This is a genomic window from Hymenobacter cyanobacteriorum (assembly GCF_022631375.1).
Lineage (GTDB): Bacteria > Bacteroidota > Bacteroidia > Cytophagales > Hymenobacteraceae > Hymenobacter > Hymenobacter cyanobacteriorum.
In genome coordinates this window covers 1,228,287-1,248,444 of record NZ_JALBGC010000001.1, presented here as the reverse complement: position 1 = coordinate 1,248,444, position 20,158 = coordinate 1,228,287, and the positions used below count along the sequence as shown (strand labels likewise).

13 protein-coding genes and 1 riboswitch are annotated in these 20,158 nt (G+C 62.1%); of the genes, 6 read left to right on the top strand and 7 right to left on the bottom strand.

The genetic code is table 11. The features are described from left to right. Positions 1-239: 239 nt before the first annotated feature. The 7 genes from MON38_RS05230 to MON38_RS05200 form a co-directional block, all read right to left on the bottom strand. The gene (locus tag MON38_RS05230; protein WP_241935078.1) at positions 240-1,943 is read right to left on the bottom strand and encodes an NADPH-dependent assimilatory sulfite reductase hemoprotein subunit; all 1,704 of its coding nucleotides are present in this window, start codon (positions 1,941-1,943) and stop codon (positions 240-242) included. A 217-nt stretch (positions 1,944-2,160) separates the two neighbouring features. Further along, the gene (locus MON38_RS05225; RefSeq protein WP_241935077.1) at positions 2,161-5,061 is read right to left on the bottom strand and encodes a TonB-dependent receptor; all 2,901 of its coding nucleotides are present in this window, start codon (positions 5,059-5,061) and stop codon (positions 2,161-2,163) included. Between the two features lie 242 nt (positions 5,062-5,303). Then, entirely contained in the window at positions 5,304-7,154 is a 1,851-nt protein-coding gene (locus MON38_RS05220; protein WP_241935076.1) for an assimilatory sulfite reductase (NADPH) flavoprotein subunit, read from the bottom strand. 51 nt (positions 7,155-7,205) lie between these two features. Beyond that, positions 7,206-8,012, bottom strand: a complete 807-nt coding sequence (cobA, locus tag MON38_RS05215; RefSeq protein WP_241935075.1) for a uroporphyrinogen-III C-methyltransferase — start codon at positions 8,010-8,012, stop codon at positions 7,206-7,208. Between the two features lie 15 nt (positions 8,013-8,027). Beyond that, positions 8,028-9,320 (bottom strand): sulfate adenylyltransferase subunit 1, encoded by a 1,293-nt coding sequence (locus tag MON38_RS05210; RefSeq protein WP_241935074.1) that lies wholly within the window; start codon positions 9,318-9,320, stop codon positions 8,028-8,030. A 157-nt stretch (positions 9,321-9,477) separates the two neighbouring features. Then, on the bottom strand, positions 9,478-10,392 hold the full coding sequence (gene cysD / locus MON38_RS05205) for a sulfate adenylyltransferase subunit CysD (protein WP_241935073.1): 915 nt from the start codon (positions 10,390-10,392) through the stop codon (positions 9,478-9,480). Positions 10,393-10,531: 139 nt separating this feature from the next. Continuing rightward, entirely contained in the window at positions 10,532-11,290 is a 759-nt protein-coding gene (locus MON38_RS05200) for a phosphoadenylyl-sulfate reductase (RefSeq protein WP_241935072.1), read from the bottom strand. A 269-nt stretch (positions 11,291-11,559) separates the two neighbouring features. Then, a riboswitch (SAM riboswitch) is annotated at positions 11,560-11,648 on the bottom strand. Positions 11,649-11,855: 207 nt separating this feature from the next. Between MON38_RS05200 and MON38_RS05195 the strand changes: the two genes are divergently transcribed. The 6 genes from MON38_RS05195 to MON38_RS05170 all read left to right on the top strand — a co-directional run bounded on the left by MON38_RS05195 (position 11,856) and on the right by MON38_RS05170 (position 20,104). Then, positions 11,856-12,434 carry an RNA polymerase sigma factor gene (locus MON38_RS05195; RefSeq protein ID WP_241935071.1) on the top strand — a complete coding sequence of 193 codons (579 nt, stop codon included), beginning with the start codon at positions 11,856-11,858 and terminating at the stop codon, positions 12,432-12,434. A gap of 128 nt (positions 12,435-12,562) precedes the next feature. After that, positions 12,563-13,363 carry a hypothetical protein gene (locus MON38_RS05190; RefSeq protein WP_241935070.1) on the top strand — a complete coding sequence of 267 codons (801 nt, stop codon included), beginning with the start codon at positions 12,563-12,565 and terminating at the stop codon, positions 13,361-13,363. Further along, the gene (locus tag MON38_RS05185) at positions 13,360-14,670 is read left to right on the top strand and encodes a hypothetical protein (RefSeq protein ID WP_241935069.1); all 1,311 of its coding nucleotides are present in this window, start codon (positions 13,360-13,362) and stop codon (positions 14,668-14,670) included. Before MON38_RS05190 ends, MON38_RS05185 begins: the two co-directional genes overlap by 4 nt. A 151-nt stretch (positions 14,671-14,821) precedes the next feature. Further along, positions 14,822-15,355: a PPC domain-containing DNA-binding protein gene (locus MON38_RS05180; protein WP_241935068.1), complete on the top strand. Its 534-nt coding sequence runs from the start codon at positions 14,822-14,824 to the stop codon at positions 15,353-15,355. A 688-nt stretch (positions 15,356-16,043) separates the two neighbouring features. Further along, positions 16,044-17,984 carry a DUF3857 domain-containing protein gene (locus MON38_RS05175; RefSeq protein WP_241935067.1) on the top strand — a complete coding sequence of 647 codons (1,941 nt, stop codon included), beginning with the start codon at positions 16,044-16,046 and terminating at the stop codon, positions 17,982-17,984. A gap of 131 nt (positions 17,985-18,115) precedes the next feature. Beyond that, positions 18,116-20,104: a DUF3857 domain-containing protein gene (locus MON38_RS05170; RefSeq protein ID WP_241935066.1), complete on the top strand. Its 1,989-nt coding sequence runs from the start codon at positions 18,116-18,118 to the stop codon at positions 20,102-20,104. The last annotated feature ends 54 nt before the right edge of the window (positions 20,105-20,158 follow it).

The following is a 20,158-nucleotide window of genomic DNA, read 5'->3' as shown; positions in this document are numbered from 1 at the left end:
TCGCGCCCGCGGCCCCCGCTCGTACCTTCCCGGCCCGGCAACAGCGGCGCCAAGCGCGCCCATTGTGCGTCGGTGAGCATTGTTTCCATTACCCAAGCTAACAATCACTGTTAACACTTCCTAGTTGCCTGTCATCCTGAGCGCAGCGAAGGACCTTATCACGGTTGAGCAATTCGTTCAATCGTGATAAGGTCCTTCGCTGCGCTCAGGATGACAGACGATTATTGAGAACCGTCACTTTAAGCGTGAAAATTCAGCCCGTGGATGGTGGCCACTACCACGCCGGTTCGCACCACGAAGTCACCGAAACCCTCGCCGAGTTGGCGCTTGGCGGCGTAGGCGGCCAACAGCGGGGCGAGCTCACGCAGGATGCCATCCTCGTCCAGCATTTTGCGGTAGAGCTTGTTGAGGCGCTCGCCGGCGTGGTTGGCTCCGAGGTAGAGGTTGTAGCGGCCGGGAGCCTTGCCTACCAGCGCGATTTCGCCCAGGTAGGGCCGGGCGCAGCCATTAGGGCAGCCCGTCATCCGAATCAGAATACCCGCCTCGGCCAGCCCGTAGGCGCGAATCACGGCATCGAGCTTATCGAGCAGCTGGGGCAGGTACCGCTCGGCTTCGGCGAAGGCCTGCGAGCAGGTGGGCAGGGCCACGCAGGCCAGCGCGTTGCGGCGCAGGGCGGTGAACTGCTCGGCTTGCGGGGCCGCGCCGTAGCTTTCGAGGATGGCCTGAATGCGGACGCGGTGCGCCGGCTCGATGTTGGCCAGAATCAGGTTCTGGTTGCCGGTGAGGCGGAATTCGCCGGTGTGGAAGGCGCTGATTTCGCGTAGCGCGGTTTTGAGGCGGTAGCCGGGCCGGTCGAGGACGCGGCCGCCTTCCACGAACAAAACCAAGTGGGCCAGACCGTTGGAGGCAATGCTCCAGCCAAAGGCGTCGCTGGAGCTGTGGAACTGGTAGGGACGGGTTTCGGCCAGCTCGTAGCCCAGGCGCTGGTGCAGCTCGGCCACGAAGGCAGGTAAGCCAGCGCGGTCGATGGTGTACTTGAGGCGCGAGAGCTTGCGGTTTTCGCGGTTGCCCCAGTCGCGCTGGATGGTCACGATTTTCTCGCACACGTCCACCACGTTTTCGGTGGGTACGAAGCCGATGAGGTCGGCGAGGCGAGGGTAGGTCTCGGGCAGGCCGAAAGTCATGCCCAGGCCGCCGCCCACGGCTACGTTGAAGCCCAGCAACTGGCCGTTTTCCTCGATGGCGATGAGGCCGATGTCGTTCGAGAAAATGTCCGAATCGTTGTAGGGCGGCAGCGCCAGGGCGATTTTGAACTTGCGCGGTAGGTAGGTTTTGCCGTAGACGGGCTCTGCGTCGTCGGTGGCTTCGGTGGTGTTTTGCAACTCACCGTCGAGCCAGATTTCGTGGTAGGCCGTGGTGCGCGGTGTGAGGTGGGCGCTGATATTGGCGGCTACGGCCTGCACCTCGCTGTGCACCACCGACTCGTGCGGGTTCACATTGCACATCACGTTGCGGTTCACGTCGCCGCAGCCCGCGATGCTGTCCAGCAGGGCATCGTTGAAGCCCTGGATGGTGGGGCGCAGGTCGCGCTTCAGCACGCCGTGGAGCTGGAAGGTCTGGCGGGTGGTGAGCTTGAGCGTGCCGTTGCCGTAGGCGTCGGCCAAGGCATCCATGCGCTGCCATTGGGCGGCGCTGGCCACGCCGCCCGGCACCCGCACCCGAATCATGAAGGAAAACAGCGGTTCCAGCTTCTGCCGCTTGCGCTCAGAATCGAGGTCGCGGTCGGTTTGCTGGTAGGAGCCGTGGAACTTGATGAGGTGGGTGTCGTCGTGGTTCAGCGCGCCAGTGAGGCGGTTGTTGAGACTTTCGACAATGGTGCCGCGTAGGTAGCGGCTGGCGGTTTTGACGTGCTCAACTTCGGAGAGGTTGGGAGTTTGGGACATTGTTCTGGCGTTGGGCCTCACCCCCGGCCCCTCTCCGGTGGAGAGGGGATCCACGGCGGCGTGGACGTTACTTGTAGCACATGCTTTAGCTTGTGCGGCGTTGGGTTTGATTTCTTGAAATCAGGTAGCTGTCTTAGTGCTTGCACCGGCTGAGGCATGCACTATAATTAGATTGGCTCCCCTCTCCACCGGAGAGGGGCCGGGGGTGAGGCGAACGTTAATGCAGCACCGTGGCGTCGAAAACCACGCTCACGTAGTACAGCGCCCCAATCGTGGGGCCGGCGGCGTATTGGAAGTAGCGCTTATTCAGAATGTCCGTGCCGCCGAGCTTAATGGTGGATTTCAGCGTGGGCACGCGCAGGTTCACCTGGGCATCCAAAGTAGAATAGGCGGGCACCTGGCCGTTGGCTAGCGGGCTTTCCCAATAGAATGTGTCCTGCCAGCGCCAGTTCACGTTAAAACCGAAGTTTTTCACGATTTCGCGGTTGCCGACGGACACGTTGGTGGCCCATTTCGGGGTGTTGAAGCCGGTCACGAATACATCGGCTTGGTCATTCTTGGACAGGGCGTTGTAGTTCACGTTGCCAGCCACGGTGAACTTCTGGTAGAAGTTGTAGGTGAGGCCCAGCGTGGAGCCGTAGCTGTGGTAGTCCTGACGCGAGTTGGTGTAGACGCGGTAGCGGTCCTGGCGGGCGTCGCGGTTGGCGCGCAAGGCGGCCAGGGCGGCGGCATCGGAGCCCACAGACACCTGCTGGCCGTTGGCGTCCTTGGGCACGCTCACTTCCACCTGCCCCAGGAAGCCGGAGTAGACGTTGTAATAAGCGTCGGCGTCGATGGCCAGACGGTTATCGAAGAGCACGCTGCGGTAGCCCACTTCGTAGGCGTTGATTTGCTCGGGCTGCTCGGTAGGCAGGTTGGCGACTTTCAGTAGGTCGCGGTTTTGGGGCAGCACGGCGGCCTGGGCGGCGGTGCTGCCGGCGTTGGCGGCCACGTAGGCATTCACAGCCGCATTGAACTGGTCGATGCTGGTTCGGGTGTAGGAGTTCTGCAGGTAGTTCAAGCCCTCGTTCACGCGGGCGAGGCCGCCCACGCGGCGCACGTTGCCGTTGTTTACGAAGGACAGAGCCTCAAACAGCGAGGGGAAACGCCAGCCGTTTTGGTACGAAGCGCGGAAGTTGTGCTTCTCGGCCACGGTGTACACGGCAGCTAGGCGCGGGTTCACCTTGGCGGTAAATTCGGGGTTGTAGTCAACGCGCAAAGAGCCAGTGAGCTTCAGTTTTTCATTAAACAAGAGCTTAGTGGCTTGGCCGAAAGCGCCGTATTTCTTGTAGTACACGAAGTCGCCGCCGGCCTGATTCCGCTCGGCCAGGGGCAGGCTGAAATCCACGAAATTGTTGCCGTCAGGGATAATCTGGTACACGCGGGCATCGGCGCCGACCAGCAAATCCACGAATTTCACGCGCGGGCCCAGATTCCAGACGCCTTCGGTGTGGTAGGTTCGGCTATGCTGCGAAAGCGCCGCGCCGCCGGGCGTGGGTGCGCCGGCCACGTTCACGCCGCTGTCCCAGTTGTTGGTGGCTACAATTTGCGCTTTCAGCGCATCGAAAGCGAGCGTGCCGGGCTCGGCGCGGCCGGCATCGGCGGCGGCGCGAGCGGCAGCCATGGCGGGCGCGAGGGCGGTGCCGGCGGCCAACTGGTTCTGCAGCGCGGTTTTGAATTTGTTGCCCCACACGGTATTCGAGCCGTTTTGCAGGTCCAGATTCAGGGCCAGGGGGTTGAGGTTGTAGGAGTCGCCGGTGTTTTCGAGCAGAGTGTAGGCGCGCACCACGAAGTCCGCGCCTTTCAGCTCCAGCTTGTGGTTCTGCACGGTCACGCCATCGAGCTGAATCTTGTTGCCGCGCTGAAACACGCCGTCCATCAGCCCGAAGCGGTAGCCGTAGCTCAGCTCCAGCTTCTCGGTCAGCTTGTAGTGCAGGCTGGCATCGGCCTTGATGTTGCGCACGATGGGGTTCACCAAATCCTTCTCGTAGTAGCCGGTGCGCGTGACAGTAAACGCCTGGTTTTTGCCCTGGTAGGGGATGGTTACGGTCAGCGAGGAGTTGGTGTCATCGCCATAGCGGTTCCAGCGGTCGGCGGCCGGGTTGGCCGCGCCGGCCAGCTCGGGGAAGGCGGGGTTGGACGTACTAAGGCCCTGGGGGTTCTGGTCGGTCTGGTTGTTGGCCAGCCAGTCGGTGCCGCGCAGGTAGTCTACGTTCACCTTGTAGGCCCAGCGGCTGCCCAGTGCCTGGGCGTAGCGGATGGCGGTTTCGGTGAGGGCGCTGGTATTGCGGTCGGCGGCGCTGCCCACGTGGTTCACGCCCACTTTCTGGTACACGCTCAGGCCCTGGTAGGTGAAGGGGCTTTTGGTGGTGAGGTTGGCCATGCCGTTGATGGCGTTCATGCCGTAGAGGGCCGAGGCCGCGCCGGGCGTTACCTCCACGCTGGCAATGTCGAGCTCGGTGGGCCCAATGGCGTTGCCGAGCGGCACGCCCAGCGTGGCCGCCTGCATGTCGACGCCATCCACCAGCTGCATGAAACGGAAGTTGTTGGGGATGTTAAAGCCCCTCGTATTCGGCACCTTGAAGGTGAGGCTGCTGGTGAGCATCTGCACGCCTTTCACGTTTTCCAGCGCGTCGTAGAAGCTGGGTGCGGGCGTCTCCTTGATGGCGCGGATATCGAGCTTTTCAATGGCCACCGGCGATTTCAACCGGCTTTCCTCCACCCGCGAGGCCGATACCACGACCTCATTGGTAAGCACGCCCTTGGCTTCGAGCGTTACATTCAGCGGCTGGCTGCTGCTCAGGATTTCCAGCTCCACCGCTTCGTGGCCCAGCGCGTTGAACACGAGCGTAAACGGATAAGTCAGCTTGGCCTTGAGGGCGAATTTGCCGTCGCCGTCGCTCTGGGTGCCGGTGCTGGCGCCTTTCACGCTAATGCTCACGCCGGGCAGCGCTTCGTTGGTGCCCTTCTCGTGCACCACGCCGCTGATGGCGATAAGTTGCGTTTGGGCAAAAGCGGCGCTGAGGCTAGCCAGAAACAGGAGGAGGAAAAGGAGAAACGAGGGGTAATAGGATTTCATGAATCGGGGAGGTTGAAGTCAAAAATGAGTAGCTCGTAAGCGGGCGCATTCGACAACAACAGGGGGAACTAGTGGTGGAAGAGGTTTTCATAGATGGTTGGGGTGAGGGAAAAAAGGCGTCATGCTGAGCGTAGTCGAAGCATCTCGCGTGTGATAGTAATCCAATCGTCTGGGATTAGTGGTGGCACGCGAGATACTTCACTGCGCTCTGCATGACGGGCTTTTAGATTTTTGGCAGCGTTCTAATACACATCCTCCAAGTAGCGGCGCTGCTTGCGCAGGTGCTTCACGTAAGCCACCGCGTCCTCAGCCGACAGCCTGGCTTCCTGCTGCACCACCTGCGTGAGGGCTGCCTGCACCGCACTACCCAGGCGGTTTTTATCGCCGCACACGTAGAATTGCGCGCCATTCTCCAGCCAGCTGAACACCTCACGGCTATTCTCCAGCAGCCGGTCCTGCACGTAGATTTTCTCGGCTTGGTCGCGGGAGAAAGCCACATCAAGCTTCGCTAAGCCACCTTTTTTCAGGTGCTGCTGCCACTCGGCTTGGTACAGGAAATCGGTGGTGAAGTGCGGGTTGCCGAACAGCAGCCAGTTGCGGCCCGTAGCGCCCAGCTCCACCCGCTCTTCCACGAAGGCGCGGAAGGGCGCGATGCCGGTGCCCGCGCCCACCATGATGATGTCGGTAGCCGAATTTTGCGGCAGCTTGAAGTATTCGTTGGGCTCCACAAACACGCGCGCCTCGTCGCCCACGGCCACGCGGTCGGCCAGGAACGACGAGCACACGCCGTGCTTGCGGCGGCCGTGGGCCTCGTAGCGCACGGCACCCACGGTGAGGTGCACTTCGTCGGGGTGAGCCAGTAAGCTGCTGGCGATGGAATAGGCACGGCTGGGCAGCGGGCGCAGCGTGTCGGCCAGCAGCTGGGCAGTGAGCTGGTCGGTGGGAAAATCGGTGAGCAAGTCGGCCACATCGCGGCCGTAGAGGTAGGGCTGGAGGCGCGTGGTGTCGGCCAGCAGGCCATGCAGTTCGGCGTGCGGGGCCAAGGCGGCGTAGCGTTCCAGCACGTCGCGGGTGAGCACGGTAAGCTCGCGACGGCTGGCCAGGGCGGCGGCCAGCGGCAGGCTTTCGGCTCCCAGCTGCACCGGCGCGGAGTCGGAAAGACGGGCGGCGCGCAACACTTCTTCCACCAGCGGGTCGTGGTTGCGGGGGCGCACGGCCAGCGCATCGCCGGGCGCAAAGCGCAGGCCCGAGCCGGCCAAATCCAACTCTAGGTGGTACGTCTCCTTATCCGAGCCGCGCCCGTTCAGCTGGATGCTTTCCAGCACCCGCGCCGGCCAGGGGTTTTCGCGGGTGAACTGGTGGATGGCTGAATGGGTGGATGGCTGGATTATTGGATTGGTGGATGAGGCGGCGGAAACAGCCACAGTATCTACAGCAGCTACAGTGCCTGCAGATGCAACGACTGTGGCTGTTGCTCCCGCAATTTTCCCCAGAGCCGCCTCAATCCACTGGTCAGCGGCAACCTGGTAATCCACGTCCGCATCCACGCGGTTGAGCAGCCGAGTACCACCCAAGTCAGCCAAGCGCTGGTCGAAATCCTTGCCCGTCTGACAGAAGTGCAGGTAGCTGGTATCGCCCAGCGCCAGCACGGCGAAGCGCAGGTTCGGCAGCTTGGGCGCGCGCGGGCCGTGCAGGAACTGGTGCAATTCCTCGGCTGAAATCGGCGGCTCGCCTTCGCCGTGCGTGCTCACGATGACGAGCATATTTTGCTCCTGCGCCAGCTGCCGGGTAGGGTAGTCGTTCATGTCGCGCACCTCGGCGGTGAGGCCGCGCTGCCGCGCTGCCTCGGCGGCTTGCTGGGCCACTTTCTTGCCATTGCCGGTGTGCGAGCCGTAGAGGATAGTCAGCTTTTCGGCCGGGGCCGCCGCCACGGTGGGGACAGGCGCGACAGCTGCAACTGCCGCGCCGCCGCTGGTGGCTTGGCCGTAGAAATAGCCACTCAGCCACACCAGCTGCTGCGCCGATAAACCGGTACTAAGCTGCTGAAGCTGCGCCTCGTCGAGGTAAGGTGGAAGAATGGGGAGCGTGGACATAATCAGTTCAGATACAATCAGGTGGAGGCGACAGGTGGAAAGACTTATGCTCTAAGCCACTTTCGCGTAAGTCAGCAATTCTGGTAGCAGCTCAGTGCCTCTGGCATCTACTGCGGCGGACTGCTTCATCAGCCGCACCACGTCGCCCAACACAATCACGGCCGGCGCGCCCAGCCCGGCGCTGCTAGCCCGCGTGGCAATGTCGGCCACGGTGCCGGCCACCACGCGGGCAGTGGGTAGCGTGCCATTCTGGATGATGGCGGCCGGAACGTCGGCCCCGCCGTAGCGGGCAAACAGCGCCGCGATTTCCGCCAGCCGGCTCATACCCATCAGGATAATCGTGGTCACGCCGGGCGTCTGGGCCGCTTCGAGTAGCGCTGTCGAAAGCTGCTCATCGGCCGTGGTGGCCGTCAGCACCCGAAAGCCTTCACTCAAGCCCCGGTGCGTGGCCGGAATGCCCACGCTGCCCGCCGCCGCCACCGCGCTGCTGATGCCTGGCACGTAGTCGGTAGCCAGCCCGTGGGCTTCGGCGTACAGCATTTCCTCGCGCCCCCGCCCAAACACGAACGGGTCGCCGCCCTTCAGCCGCACCACGTGGCCGTGGCGGTAGGCCTGCTGCACAATCAGGTCGTTGATACCCTCCTGGGTGTAAGCCTTAAAGCCACTGCGCTTGCCCACGAAAATCAGCGGCACGCCGGGCCGGACGTGCGCCAGCAGCGCATCATTGGCCAGCGCATCGTAAAGCACCACATCGGCGGCGGCCAGGGCTTTGGCACCTTTCAGCGTCAGCAAATCAGGGTCGCCGGGGCCCGCGCCCACCACCGTCAGGCGGGGCAAAAAGAGTGGGGAATCAGCCATGATATTCAACAAATACTAGATGGAAAACACCGCTTCGGCGGGCACTTCCTCGGTGAAATACTCGGGGTCGGTGGCAGCGATAAGGCCAGCGGCCAGCGTGGCCCCGGTTTGCTCATCCACCAGGATGAAGGCGCCGGTCACGCGGTTCTGGCGGTACTCATCGGCCACCAGCGGCAGGGCAGTTTTCAGGCGCACCCGCACGATGTCGTTGAGCCGGGCCTCGTCGGTGCCCTGGCTTTCGAAAGTTTCGATGTTGGTTTTTTGGAGGATGGTGGTCACCGCCGCTTTCACCGTGGCAGCGTGGTGCTGCACCAGTAGCTTGCGGCCGGCACGCAAGGGCCGCTCGTCCATCCAGCACAGGGTGGCTTCCAACTCGCGCACCACGGCCGGGTGGGCGCTCACGGGCACAATGGTTGCGCCCCGGCTCACGTCCACATCATCGCGCAGCCGCAGCACCACACCCTGCGGGGCACTGGCCGCTGCCACTTCCAATTGGTTGACCTCAATGGCCTCAATCACCGTTTCCAGACCCGAGGGCCAGATGCGCACCCGGTCGCCCGGGCGGTAGGTGCCGCTCTGAATCCGGCCGGCGTAGCCCCGGTAGTCGGGCAGTTCCTCCGTCTGCGGCCGAATCACATACTGCACCTGGAAGCGCGGCTCATTCGGGTTGGCATCAATGGTAGCCGGCACGCTTTCAAGGTGCTCCAGCAGGCTGGGGCCGTGGTACCAGGGCAGGAAAGTAGAACGGCGCACCACGTTGTCGCCATTGAGCGCGCTGAGCGGAATGGCCACCACGCTCGGCAGCTTCAACTGCTCGGCAATGGCCGCGTAATCGGCCACTATTTTCTGGAAAATCACTTCCTCGTGGCCCACCAAATCCATCTTGTTCACGGCCAGCACAAAGTGCTGAATGCCCAGCAGCGAGGCCAGCAGCGTATGCCGCCGCGTCTGCTCAATTACGCCCTGGCGGGCATCTACGAGCACAATGGCGAGGTCGGCGTTGCTCGTGCCGGTCACCATGTTGCGGGTGTATTGCACGTGGCCCGGCGCATCGGTGATGATGAATTTGCGGCGCGGCGTGGTGAAGTATTTGTGCGCCACGTCGATGGTAATGCCTTGCTCGCGCTCGGCCTTCAGGCCATCGGTGAGCAGGGCCAAATCGACGTCGCCGCCGGTGGTGGCGCGGCGCTTTTCCAGCGTCGCCAGCACATCGAGCGACACCGAGTCGCTGTCGTACAGCAGGCGGCCGATGAGCGTGCTCTTGCCGTCGTCAACGCTGCCGCAGGTGATAAATCGGAGAAGGTCCATGTATTGGGGACTTGGGGACTTAGGGTCTTGGGGGCTTGGTTTTTGTTCTTGCAGGCTATGGAGTACCTCGGGTAATTAATTGATAAGCAGGTAGGGTTTTAGATGGCTGGGTGGTGTTAAAACCAAGGCCCGAAGTCTCTAGACCCCAAGTCCCCATCTAAAAATACCCGTTGCGCTTCCGGTCTTCCATCCCCGTTTCCGAGAGGTTATCATCCAGGCGCGTAGCCCCGCGCTCACTCACTTTGGCCAGCAGCAGGTCTTGGATAATATCATGGACCGAAGCGGCGTCGCTTTCCACGGCGGCCGTGCAGGTCGAGTCGCCCACGGTGCGGAAGCGCACGCGGCGATTCACAATTTCGTCGGTGTCGTCCAGGTTCAGGTGTTCGCTGAAGCCCAGGAGCTGGCCGCTGGGCAGTACCACGCACTGGCGCTCGTGCGAGAAGTAAATACCTGGCAGCTTGATGTTTTCGCGCTGGATGTAATTCCACACATCCAGCTCCGTCCAGTTCGAGATGGGAAACACGCGCACGTTTTCCCCTTTCTGAATACGGCCGTTGTAGATGTTCCACAGTTCAGGGCGCTGGCGCTTGGGGTCCCACTGGCCAAAGTCGTCGCGCACCGAGAAGATGCGCTCTTTGGCCCGGGCCTTCTCCTCATCGCGCCGCGCCCCACCGATGCAGGCGTCAAACTCAAACTCCTCAATCACATCGAGCAGCGTGTAGGTTTGGAGCGGGTTGCGGCTGGGGTATTTGCCGCCCGGCTCGTGCAGGCCGCGCTCCCGAATGGTGTCTTCCACGCGGCGCACAATCAGCTTTTCGCCCAAATGCGCCGCTAGCTCGTCGCGGTAATTGATGATTTCCTCGAAGTTGTGGCCCGTATCGATGTGCACCAGCGGAAACGGAAACTTGCCCGGCCGGAAGGCTTTTTCGGCTAGTCGGGTCAGGGCAATCGAGTCTTTACCGCCGGAAAACAAAAGCGCGGGTCGCTCGAACTGGCCGGCCACTTCACGTAGGATATGAATAGCTTCGGCCTCCAAACGGTCGAGGTAATCGAGATAAGCAGCGGTTGGCATTGGCGTAGGAAGTCATGGCCCGAAAAAATCGGGCGAAATGGAAAAACCGGAAGAGGGAGGGTGGGATAAGGCCCGCACGCGGTGCCTTTGGGGAAGAAAGTAGCGCCAGCGGCCCGGCCGCCAGCGCAGCGGTTTGGGCCTAGCCCGGCATTCGCTCCACCACCGGGTCGAGGCCCTGGTGGGCGGTGGTGGTGTGCAGGCCGCACTCCTTGGCCGCCGCATCTTCCCACCACCAGCGGCCGGCGCGGAAATCCTCACCCGGCGCAATGGCCCGGGTGCACGGCGCGCAGCCGATACTCACGAAACCCTTCTGGTGCAACGGATTAACGGGGATGCCGTTGGCCTGCGCAAAGGCTTCGCACTCGGCCCAGGTCCAGTCGAAGAGCGGGTGCACTTTGATGAGATTGTGGCCCGCATCCCACTCGGCCGGGTGCATGGTCTGGCGGTTCGCCGACTGCTCGGCGCGGATGCCCGTCACCCACACCTGCTGGTCGGCCAGCGCCCGGGAAAGCGGCTCCACCTTGCGGATGTTGCAGCATTCCTTTCGATTTTCGATGCTCTCGTAGAAGCTGTTGGGCCCTTTTTGGCGGGTCAGCTCCTCGATGGCTGCGCTGTGGGGGGCGAATACTTCGATGGGCTTTTCGTAGCGCAGCAGGGTCTTGTTCCAGGTCGAATAGGTTTCCTGAAAATTGCGGCCCGTATCGAGGGTGAAAACCCGGATGGGCAGTTCGTTTTCGAAGATAAAATGCGTGATAATCTGGTCTTCGAGGCCGAAGGAAGTGGAGAAGGAGACGCGGCCGGGGAAATGGTCGGCCAGCAGGGCCAGGGTTTCCGGTACCGAGCACTCGGGCAGGTAGCGGCGCAGGGCAGCGACCTGGCTTTCAAGGGGTAATGCCATGATGGGAAGGGGAGTTTTTCTCCGCAGAAAAAACCAGAATGGGCCACGAAGGCCGCAAAAACCCGCTACGCGTCGCGCAATGAATCAATCACCACAAAAGGGAAGCGGGGTGGCCGTCGCAACAGCCGCCGGAAGAGAAGCCCTAGTTCAACAACCAGCAATCGTCCCCAGCATAGCGGCCAGGGAGCAGGGCATGCAACAACACATCCGGCGCGAAGCGGCGAGGGCGGTGGGTTGCAGGCGGAGATTGATGGAGTTGCGCACGGCGGTTTTTATATCTCAGGACTTGGCACCGTTCCAACTAGTGGGGGTTGCCGGCGTTTCGTCGAGCCTGTCTCTCCGCGCCTCTGTATAAAAAGTAATAGCGCCTCTAAACGAGGGTTGCTGGGGGCAAATGTAAAGGACGAAAATGCGAAATGCCAAAATTTTATTTCGCTGCCATGAAACTGCCTGCCCCGCCGAAGGTTTGGCGGCCGTGTTTTTGCCGCGTAATTTGCCGTGCAACCCCTGAACCCAACGCGTGGTCTATGGGTTGCTTAAGCACTTTTAAGACCTCGTTTTCTGCATGGAAGCCCAGTCCATTTCCGCCTACGTCGACATCAATGCCCCGCTCGTGGAGCGCTGCCGTCTCAACGACCGCCAGGCCCAGGCCGAGATTTACCGCCGCTATTCCAAGGCCATGTTTAACGCGGCCCTGCGCATCACCGGCGACTACGCTGAGGCCGAAGATGTGCTCCAAGAGTCGTTTCTGAGCGCCTTTCGGGAGCTGAGCGGCTACAAGGGCGACTCCTCGTTCGGGGCCTGGCTGAAGCGGATTGTGGTGAACAAAAGCATCAATTGCCTGCGGCAGCGGCGGCTGGCGCTGGTGCCGCTGGGCGAGCAGCACCACGACGAGCCGGCTGAGTCGGCGTCGTACTCAGCCGAAGACGAAGCCGATACCCACTACCGCGCCGACGTGCTGCGCCGCTGCATTCAGGAGCTGCCCGACGGCTACCGCGTGGTGCTGAGCCTGTACCTGCTCGAAGGCTACGACCACCTCGAAATTGCCGGTATCATGGGCATTTCCGAATCTACTTCCAAGTCGCAGTACAGCCGGGCCCGGGTGCGACTGCGCGAACTGGCCGCCCAGCGCGGCCTGAGCTAAAGTTTATCCGCTATAAATCATTATCTAACCGTTCAACTACCCTTCATCCTTTTTCGCCCGACTGCGGTTTTCGTATAGCCCCGCAGCCCGCCCTGAACCTGGACGAATCGTGCGTCTGCTACTCATTCATGGATACCCCAAAAACGAATTCTCTCGAAAACTTTGTCGAGCGGCACCGCGCCGATTTCGACACTCACGAGCCGCGCCCCGACCTGTGGGCCGCCCTGGAGCAGCAGCTAAATGCCACCGCGCCAGCCATGCGCCTGAGCGACGAGCCTGCCGAAGCTGCTGCCCCGGCAGTGGTTAAGGAATGGGCTGCCCCGGTGGCTGCCCCGGCTGCTTCGGCAACGACTGCGGAAGCTGGCCGTGCCAATTGGTTTCAGCGCTACGGCGTGGCGGCGGCGCTGGCGCTGCTGGTGTTTGCGGCCGGCGCCAGCGAAGTCTGGAAGGCCCGCGTGGCCGGGGGCGAAGTTGCGAAGGTGGTCGTGCCCGCCGCTACGCTGGGCAGTGTAGCCAGCGGTGCCGACGATGCCTTGTACCAGGGCGGCAACCCCACATCGCTGACGGCGGCCGAGCACACCACCGGGGCCGACAGCCAGCTGGTACGCGCCGTGCGCGGCATGGAAGCCTACTACACCAACCAGCTGGCCCGCCGCCAAGCGGAGCTGAGCCAGCTAAGCGGCCCCGGCATGGTGGCCATGAATGCCGACTGGCAGCACGAGCTGGCCTCGCTCGATTCGAGCTACCGCGTGCTGAAGCAGCAACTGCTGCAACACCCGCAGCCCGACGCCGTGCTCACGGCCATGAACCGCAACCTGCAGGTGCGCCTCGATATTCTCGACCGCCAGCTGAACCTGAGCAACACGCCCGCCGAAGCCGACCCCAACGCCGGGGCCTACGTGCTGGCCGATAGCCGCCGCGCCGAATGAGCCAATACACGGTTTTTCGCAAGGTGTGCGGGCTGAGCCTGGCCGGCTTGCTGGCTGGCTTCCTGGCCCAACCCGCTGCTCAAGCCCAGGCGCTGGCCGATGCTGCGCCCGCGGGCCGCTGGGTGGCCGTGGGGCCGGGCGTGGCCGTGCACATCATGTCGCCGGAAGCCCGCCGCGCCGCTGAGGCGTTGTTTGGCAGCACCGCGCCTGCCGAGCAGCAACCCGCCAGCCAGCAGGAGGGACCACAAAACCCCGCCACCGACCAGCCCGACGGCCCCGAAACTGCCGCCCAACTGCAGGTGGAGCAGCGCCGCCGCATCAGCCGCTCGTTTGCGGTGCCGAAGCAGGGGCGGGCTTTCTCGCTCGATACCCGCTACGGCCGGGTGCAGGTGAACACCTGGGGCAAATCCGAAATTAAAGTAGATGCCGAGCTGGTGGCCCGCGCCGAAACCGATGCCGGCGCCAAGCAGGTGCTGGAATCGCTGGGCGTGCAGTGGCTCGACTACGATGCCCGCACCGGCGGCGTGGCCGTGAGCACGCAGTTTGGTCCCGCCCTGCGCGGCCGGGCCGGGGGCTGCCGCTACCAGGTGAACTACACCGTGTGGCTGCCCCGCACCACCGCCCTGCGCCTCTACGACAGCTTTGGCGATGTGACGCTGAACAACGACCTGCGCGGCAACACCGAACTGGCCGTAGAATACGGCACTCTGCGCACGGCCCGCCTCGAAGGCCCGCGCAACCTCATTCGCATTGGCAACGGCGACTGCCGCATTGCCTTCGCCGGCCGCGCCAGCATCGATGCCAGTTACGCCCAGCTGCGCCTCGATGAAGGCACCACGGTGGACCTGCGCAACAACTATTCCGACGTGGACATCGGCACGGTGCAGGACCTGACGGTGCACAGCAAGTACGGCGACGTGGCCCTGGGCACGGTGCGCAACCTGCGCGGCTCGTCGGGCTACTCGCGCTTCACCATCGATAAGCTGAGCGAGGGCCTGGACATGGCCGTGCGCTACTGCCCCGATTTTGTAGTGCGCGACATGGGCGCCAACTTCCGCCAAATCAACCTCGACGGCGGTTTCAGCACCATTCGCCTGGGCTTTGCCGATGCGCCAGCCTTCCGCTTCGACGTGAGCACCGAGCAGGGCCAGCTGCTGGTTGATAAAAACCTGGTGCGCGTGCTTTCGCAGGAAAATGGCCCCCAGACCAGCGACGTGCTGGGGGTGTTCGGGTCGGTGCTGCCGGCCCAGCGGGCGGGCAACGTCAACATCAAAGTGCGTTACGGCACGGTGCGGTTCAGCAAGTAGTCGACGTATTGACGGTTTGGATACGCCTGTCATCCTGAGCGCAGCGAAGGACCTTATCACGTTCGAATTAATTGTTCAAGCGTAATAAGGTCCTTCGCTGCGCTCAGCGCTCAGCGCTCAGGATGACAGGCGTATGACGTTCTTTGGGTCAATGACTACCCGTCTCGCATTCTCGTTATTTCTGCTGGCTGCGCCCGCGCTGGCCCAAACCCCAGCTGCCGTGCCCGCTGCCCAATCCTCCACTCTGAAAACCTACGCCCTGCGCCTGAAGCCGGGCGATGACCTGCGCCAGCAGCTCACCGCCTTTGTGCAGCAACATCACATTGCGGCCGGCACCATGCTCACCTGCGTGGGCAGCCTCACGGTGGCCACGTTGCGGCTGGCCAATCAGGAGGGGCCCACGGTTTATAAAGGGCATTTCGAGATTGTGTCGCTGGTGGGCACGCTTTCCGTCAACGGCTCGCACCTGCACCTGGCGATTTCCGACAGCACCGGGCGCACCATTGGCGGCCACCTGCTCGATGGCTGCCGGGTGTACACCACGGCCGAAATCGTGCTGGGTGAGCTGCCGCAGCTGGATTTCCGGCGCGAAACCGATGCCACATTTGGCTACCAGGAGCTGGTAGTGCGGCCGGCGGCGAAACCGATTGCTGCCCCGCCGGCCGCGCCGAAACGGAAAAAATAGCCGTTGGTCAGGAAAAGATGAGCAGCGGGCGAAATCAATCGTTTCGGCTGCTTATCATTGTGGTAACGTGGGTGCCATTCCGCCGGCCCGAAGCCGGGAAACTGCCTGCTCTGCCTCCTGATTTTTTGTTTTATGTCGACTGCGATTTGTGGCGCTGCGCTGGCGCTGCTGGCGGGCCCGCGCCTGGGTGCGGCCCAACAAGCCCCCATTGCGTGGCTCCGGCCCGGCCAACTGGTGAAAGCGGGTATAGCTCTGCACAGACGGGAATCTTATTTCAAGGTCATTGCCAAGCACTAGGCCGGTCTGCCCGACGGTCTGCCGTATGCTAGCGCCTGGTGGAACGAACTGACCGTGTTGTGAAAGTGTGATGGAAAGTGCGCCGAAGCAACTGCCGCCGCACGCCGCGCCCTGACGCTGCAGCTCACCGATGGGTATTGCATAGGGGACAATAATGGGTAGCTGGAGGGACGTTGAGCAAATATTGAGCACATGGAAAAACGTGATGCAGAACGCCGCGAAACATCTTTACTACGTCACTCAGCCCCTCCGAATAAATGCGATAGTGACGGGCTGCATGCTTCGTTGGGCTTTGCATTCCGGTCATGGTGGCAACTAATCGCAGCCAGTACCAAATACCGCGACTATCCCCTAACTTTAAGTCGATTACGCTATACTCTTTCCTTATTTCATGAGCAAATACTCTCTACTACTCCCCGCGCTGCTACTGGCTGGTGGGGCCCGCGCCCAGGCGCCGGCCAGCCAGCTCCTCACGCAGATGCGCCAGCAATACCCCGGCGAAAAAGCCGTGTACCTGGAAATGCGCCAGGACCTGACCGTGGAAATCCGCAACGACTCGGTGCAGGTCGTTGACCGCCACCATGCCGACATGCTGCACCTGGCCGAACAGTCGGCCATGTACGCCAACGACCGGGTGTATAGCTCGCACTTCAACCGGTTGCAAAAGCTGGAGGCCCGCACGCTGGTGCCCAACGGCGAGAAGTTCAAAACGGTGAAAGTGACGGATTTCAAGGACAAGTTTGAAATTCAGTCGGGAGTATTTTTTGACGACACGCGCTCCGTTTCGTTCACGTTTCCGGCCGTGTCGCCGGGCGCGCGCACCGAAACCGATTACACCGTGCGCCACGTCGATGCCCGGTTTGTGATGCCGTTTTTCGTAGGCTCCTACGTGCCCGTGCGCCACGCCGAGCTCACCATCACGGCCCCAAAGGGCGTAATGATTGGCTACAAAACTTTCCACGCCGAAAACACGCCCATCAAGTACTCCAAAGAGGAAAAGGGCAGCCAGGTGGTGTACCGCTGGACAGCCGACAACCTGCCCAGCCCGCCCCGCGAGGAAGACAGCCCGGAAAGCAGCTACTACCTGCCGCACATCGTGTTTTTCGTGCAGGAGGCACCCGTGAACGGTCAGAGTCGCAAGCTGTTGTCGGGCGTGCCGGAGCTGTATAACATGTACGCCGACTTCGTGCGCCGCATCGACCGGCAGCCCAGCCCGGCATTGCAGCACCGCGTCGATTCGCTGGTGGCTGGCGCTGCGACCGAAGAGGAGAAAGTGCGCCGCGTGTACTACTGGGTGCAGGACAACGTGAAGTACATCGCCTTCGAGCAGGGATTGCGGGGCTTCATTCCGCACGATGCCGGGCTGGTGTACGCCCGCCGCTACGGCGACTGCAAGGACATGGCCAACCTCACCAACGAAATGCTGCACCTGGCCGGTGTGAAAACCGCTTACCTGACCTGGGTGGGCACCCGCGACCTGCCCTACAAATACGGCGAGCTGGCCACGCCCGGCGTTGATAACCACATGATTGCCACCTACGAGCCCACGCCGGGCAAGTATGTGTTTCTCGATGCCACCAGCAAGCACACGCCCTACGGCATGCCCTCGGCCATGATTCAGGGCAAGGAAGGCCTGCTGGGCCTCGACCCCAAAAACAGCCGCGTGGTGGACATTCCGGCCATGGATAAGGGCCGCAGCGGCGTCGACGATGCGTCGGTGCTGACCCTGGACGGCACCATGCTGCGCGGTACCGGCAAGCTGAGCCTAGCCGGCTATTCTAAAGTAAACCAGAGCTACGGCCTCGATGGGCTGGACCGCACCGATGAGCCCAAGTACATCAAGGCGCTGCTGGAGCGCGGCAACAACAAGTTCTTCGTCGACAAATACAGCATTGCCAACCTCGACACCCGCGACCAGCCGTTGAGCATCAGCTACGACTACCGCCTGCAGGACTACGTGCAGCAGGTGGATGACGAAGTATACATCAACCTGAGCCTGGAGCGGCCGTACGCCACCGACCGCATCGACTCGACCACTCGCAAGCTGCCGCGCTACAACGAATTCGCCCACACCGACCACACCCGCACCGAGCTGGTGGTGCCGGCCGGCTACGAGGTGAGCTACCTGCCGCCCACGGTGCAGGCGCAGGGCGATGCCCTCGGCTTCAAGGTGAGCTACGAGCAAATGGGCAACAAAATCGTCCAGGACCGCGAGGTGTACGTGAACTACCTGCTGCTTCAGCCCAAGCAGTTTGGCAACTGGAATTCGGTGGTGAGCAAACTCGGCAGTGCCTACCGCGAAGTGGTGATTTTGAAGAAAAAGAAAATTTAACGGTCATTCCGAACCTTCTCTGTCATCCTGAGCGCAGCGAAGGACCTTATCACGCTTGAACAATTAATTCGAACGTGATAAGGTCCTTCGCTGCGCTCAGGATGACAGGAGATAAACTACCTCCCCAACTCATGCGCCTTCCTTTCCTCGCCGTTTTCCTGCTGACTTCGGCCTCGCTTTCGGCCCAAACCCTGCCGCCCGACCTCATTCACGCCGGCTACAACTGGGACACCAAGCGCCATCAGCGCCTGCCCGTTTCGGCGGCCGAAGCAGAGCTGCCGGCCGTTGTGCTCCGCGATTTCACCAGCCTAGAGTATTACTACGATAAGGCTGCCAAAGACGTGCGCCTGTTCGCCACCGAGCACCGCATTGTGCGCGTGAACTCGTCCGACGGCATCGAGAACTACAACAAGATTGTGGTGCCTGTGCTGGCCTCGGGCGCGCCCGTCGACATCAAGGCCCGCACCATTGGCCCGCGCGGCGAGGTGCACGAGGTAAAGGCTGCCGACATGAAGGAGCTGAAGGACCAGGAAGGCGGCCGCGGTTTCCGCGTGTTTGCCGTGGATGGCGTAGAGAAGGGCTCCGAAATCGAATATTTCTACACCCGCGAGCGCCGCGTAAACCACTTCGGCAGCGAGATTTTGCAGAGCGACACGCCGGCCCACGACGTAACCTTCGAGTTGATTTCGCCCAAATCCCTCACCTTCGAAGCGCGGGTATACCACGGCCCGGCCATGACGCCCGACACCACCATGGCCGAACGTCGGGCCTTGCACCTGCACCTCGACAACGTATCCGGCCTGCGCGACGAGGCTTTTGCCAACGTGAAGGCCCAGCGCATGCGCGCCGAGTACAAACTGGCTTACATGGCCAGCAAGGGCCAGGTGCGTCAGTTCACTTGGGCCGATGCCAGCCAGTACGTGTACCGCAGCGTGAACAGCCTGACCAAGGACGAGGCCAAAGCCGTCACCAAAGTGCTGGAAGCAAGCAAGCTGGTCACAATACCCGTGCGCGTATTGCCGCTGCCCGACCGCATCCGGGCCGTGGAAAATTACGTGAAGCTGAATTTTAACCTCGAAGAAGGAGCCAGCGGCAACCTTGAGCAGATAGTAGCAACCCATAACGCGCCCGAAACCGGCTTCAGCCACCTAATGGCCGCCATTTACCGCGCCATGGGCATCGACTTCGAGGTGGTAGTGACCAGCAGCCGCGAAGCTGTGCCTTTTGATGGCACGTTCGATACCTGGAACTACCTCGACCACTTTGCTTTCTATTTTCCGGCCACCGGCGAGTACCTGGCTCCGAGCCGGCCCGACTACCGCTACGGCATGCTGCCAGCCGACTGGACGGGCGGCACCGGTCTGTTTATCAAGGGCGTGAAGCTGGGCAATGTGGAGTCGGCCGTGGGCAAGGTGAAGGATATTCCGGCCCTCGGAGCTGACCAAAGCTCGCAGGACATCGACGCCACCGTGACCTTCGCGCCCGACCTGAGCAACAGCACCATTCGCCTGCGCCAGACGCTGGGCGGCTACCCGGCGGCCGAAATCCAACCCTTCTGGACGATGATTCCGGAAGCCAAGCGCACCGAGATTCTGCAGGGCCTGCAGAAGTCGGTGGTGCCCGACGCGAGCAACTTCCAGATGCTGGAGGTGCGCAACACGGAGCGCGACATCAGCCCGCTCGACAAGCCCTTTATCGTGGAAGGCCAGATGGAATCGGCGGCGCTGCTCGACAAAGCCGGGCCGCGCTACCTGTTCAAAATCGGCACGCTGCTGGGCCCGCAAACCGAGTTGTACCAGAAGGAGGAGCGGCAGTTCGACGTGGAAAATGACAACAACCACCGCTACCTGCGCACCATCCGCTTCGACGTGCCGGCCGGCTACGCTGTGCGCAACCTCAACGACCTGAACGTGGACGTAAAAGCCGGCTCCGATGCCGCCAAGCCCGATTTCGACTTCCGCTCATCCTACGTGCAGAATGGCCAGACCATCACCGTCACCGTGGCCGAAAACTACCGCCAGCTCCGCTGGCCCAAAGCCGATTTCGAAGCCTTCCGCGCCGTGGTGAATGCCGCCGCGAACTGGAACAAGGTGGTGCTGGTGCTGGATAAGAAGAGCTAGTTGCGGCTACTTTAAAGACGAAAAAGAACGTCATGCTGAGCGCAGCCGAAGCAT

Excerpts from the sequence above, each read along its gene's own strand:
- cobA (WP_241935075.1), bottom strand. The coding sequence starts at position 8,012 with ATGGCTGATTCCCCACTCTTTTTGCCCCGCCTGACGGTGGTGGGCGCG.
- cysD (WP_241935073.1), bottom strand. The coding sequence starts at position 10,392 with ATGCCAACCGCTGCTTATCTCGATTACCTCGACCGTTTGGAGGCCGAA.
- MON38_RS05230 (WP_241935078.1), bottom strand. The coding sequence starts at position 1,943 with ATGTCCCAAACTCCCAACCTCTCCGAAGTTGAGCACGTCAAAACCGCC.
- MON38_RS05175 (WP_241935067.1), top strand. The coding sequence starts at position 16,044 with ATGAGCAAATACTCTCTACTACTCCCCGCGCTGCTACTGGCTGGTGGG.
- MON38_RS05195 (WP_241935071.1), top strand. The coding sequence starts at position 11,856 with ATGGAAGCCCAGTCCATTTCCGCCTACGTCGACATCAATGCCCCGCTC.
- MON38_RS05180 (WP_241935068.1), top strand. The coding sequence starts at position 14,822 with ATGACTACCCGTCTCGCATTCTCGTTATTTCTGCTGGCTGCGCCCGCG.
- MON38_RS05185 (WP_241935069.1), top strand. The coding sequence starts at position 13,360 with ATGAGCCAATACACGGTTTTTCGCAAGGTGTGCGGGCTGAGCCTGGCC.
- MON38_RS05190 (WP_241935070.1), top strand. The coding sequence starts at position 12,563 with ATGGATACCCCAAAAACGAATTCTCTCGAAAACTTTGTCGAGCGGCAC.
- MON38_RS05225 (WP_241935077.1), bottom strand. The coding sequence starts at position 5,061 with ATGAAATCCTATTACCCCTCGTTTCTCCTTTTCCTCCTCCTGTTTCTG.
- MON38_RS05210 (WP_241935074.1), bottom strand. The coding sequence starts at position 9,320 with ATGGACCTTCTCCGATTTATCACCTGCGGCAGCGTTGACGACGGCAAG.
- MON38_RS05200 (WP_241935072.1), bottom strand. The coding sequence starts at position 11,290 with ATGGCATTACCCCTTGAAAGCCAGGTCGCTGCCCTGCGCCGCTACCTG.
- MON38_RS05220 (WP_241935076.1), bottom strand. The coding sequence starts at position 7,154 with ATGTCCACGCTCCCCATTCTTCCACCTTACCTCGACGAGGCGCAGCTT.
- MON38_RS05170 (WP_241935066.1), top strand. The coding sequence starts at position 18,116 with ATGCGCCTTCCTTTCCTCGCCGTTTTCCTGCTGACTTCGGCCTCGCTT.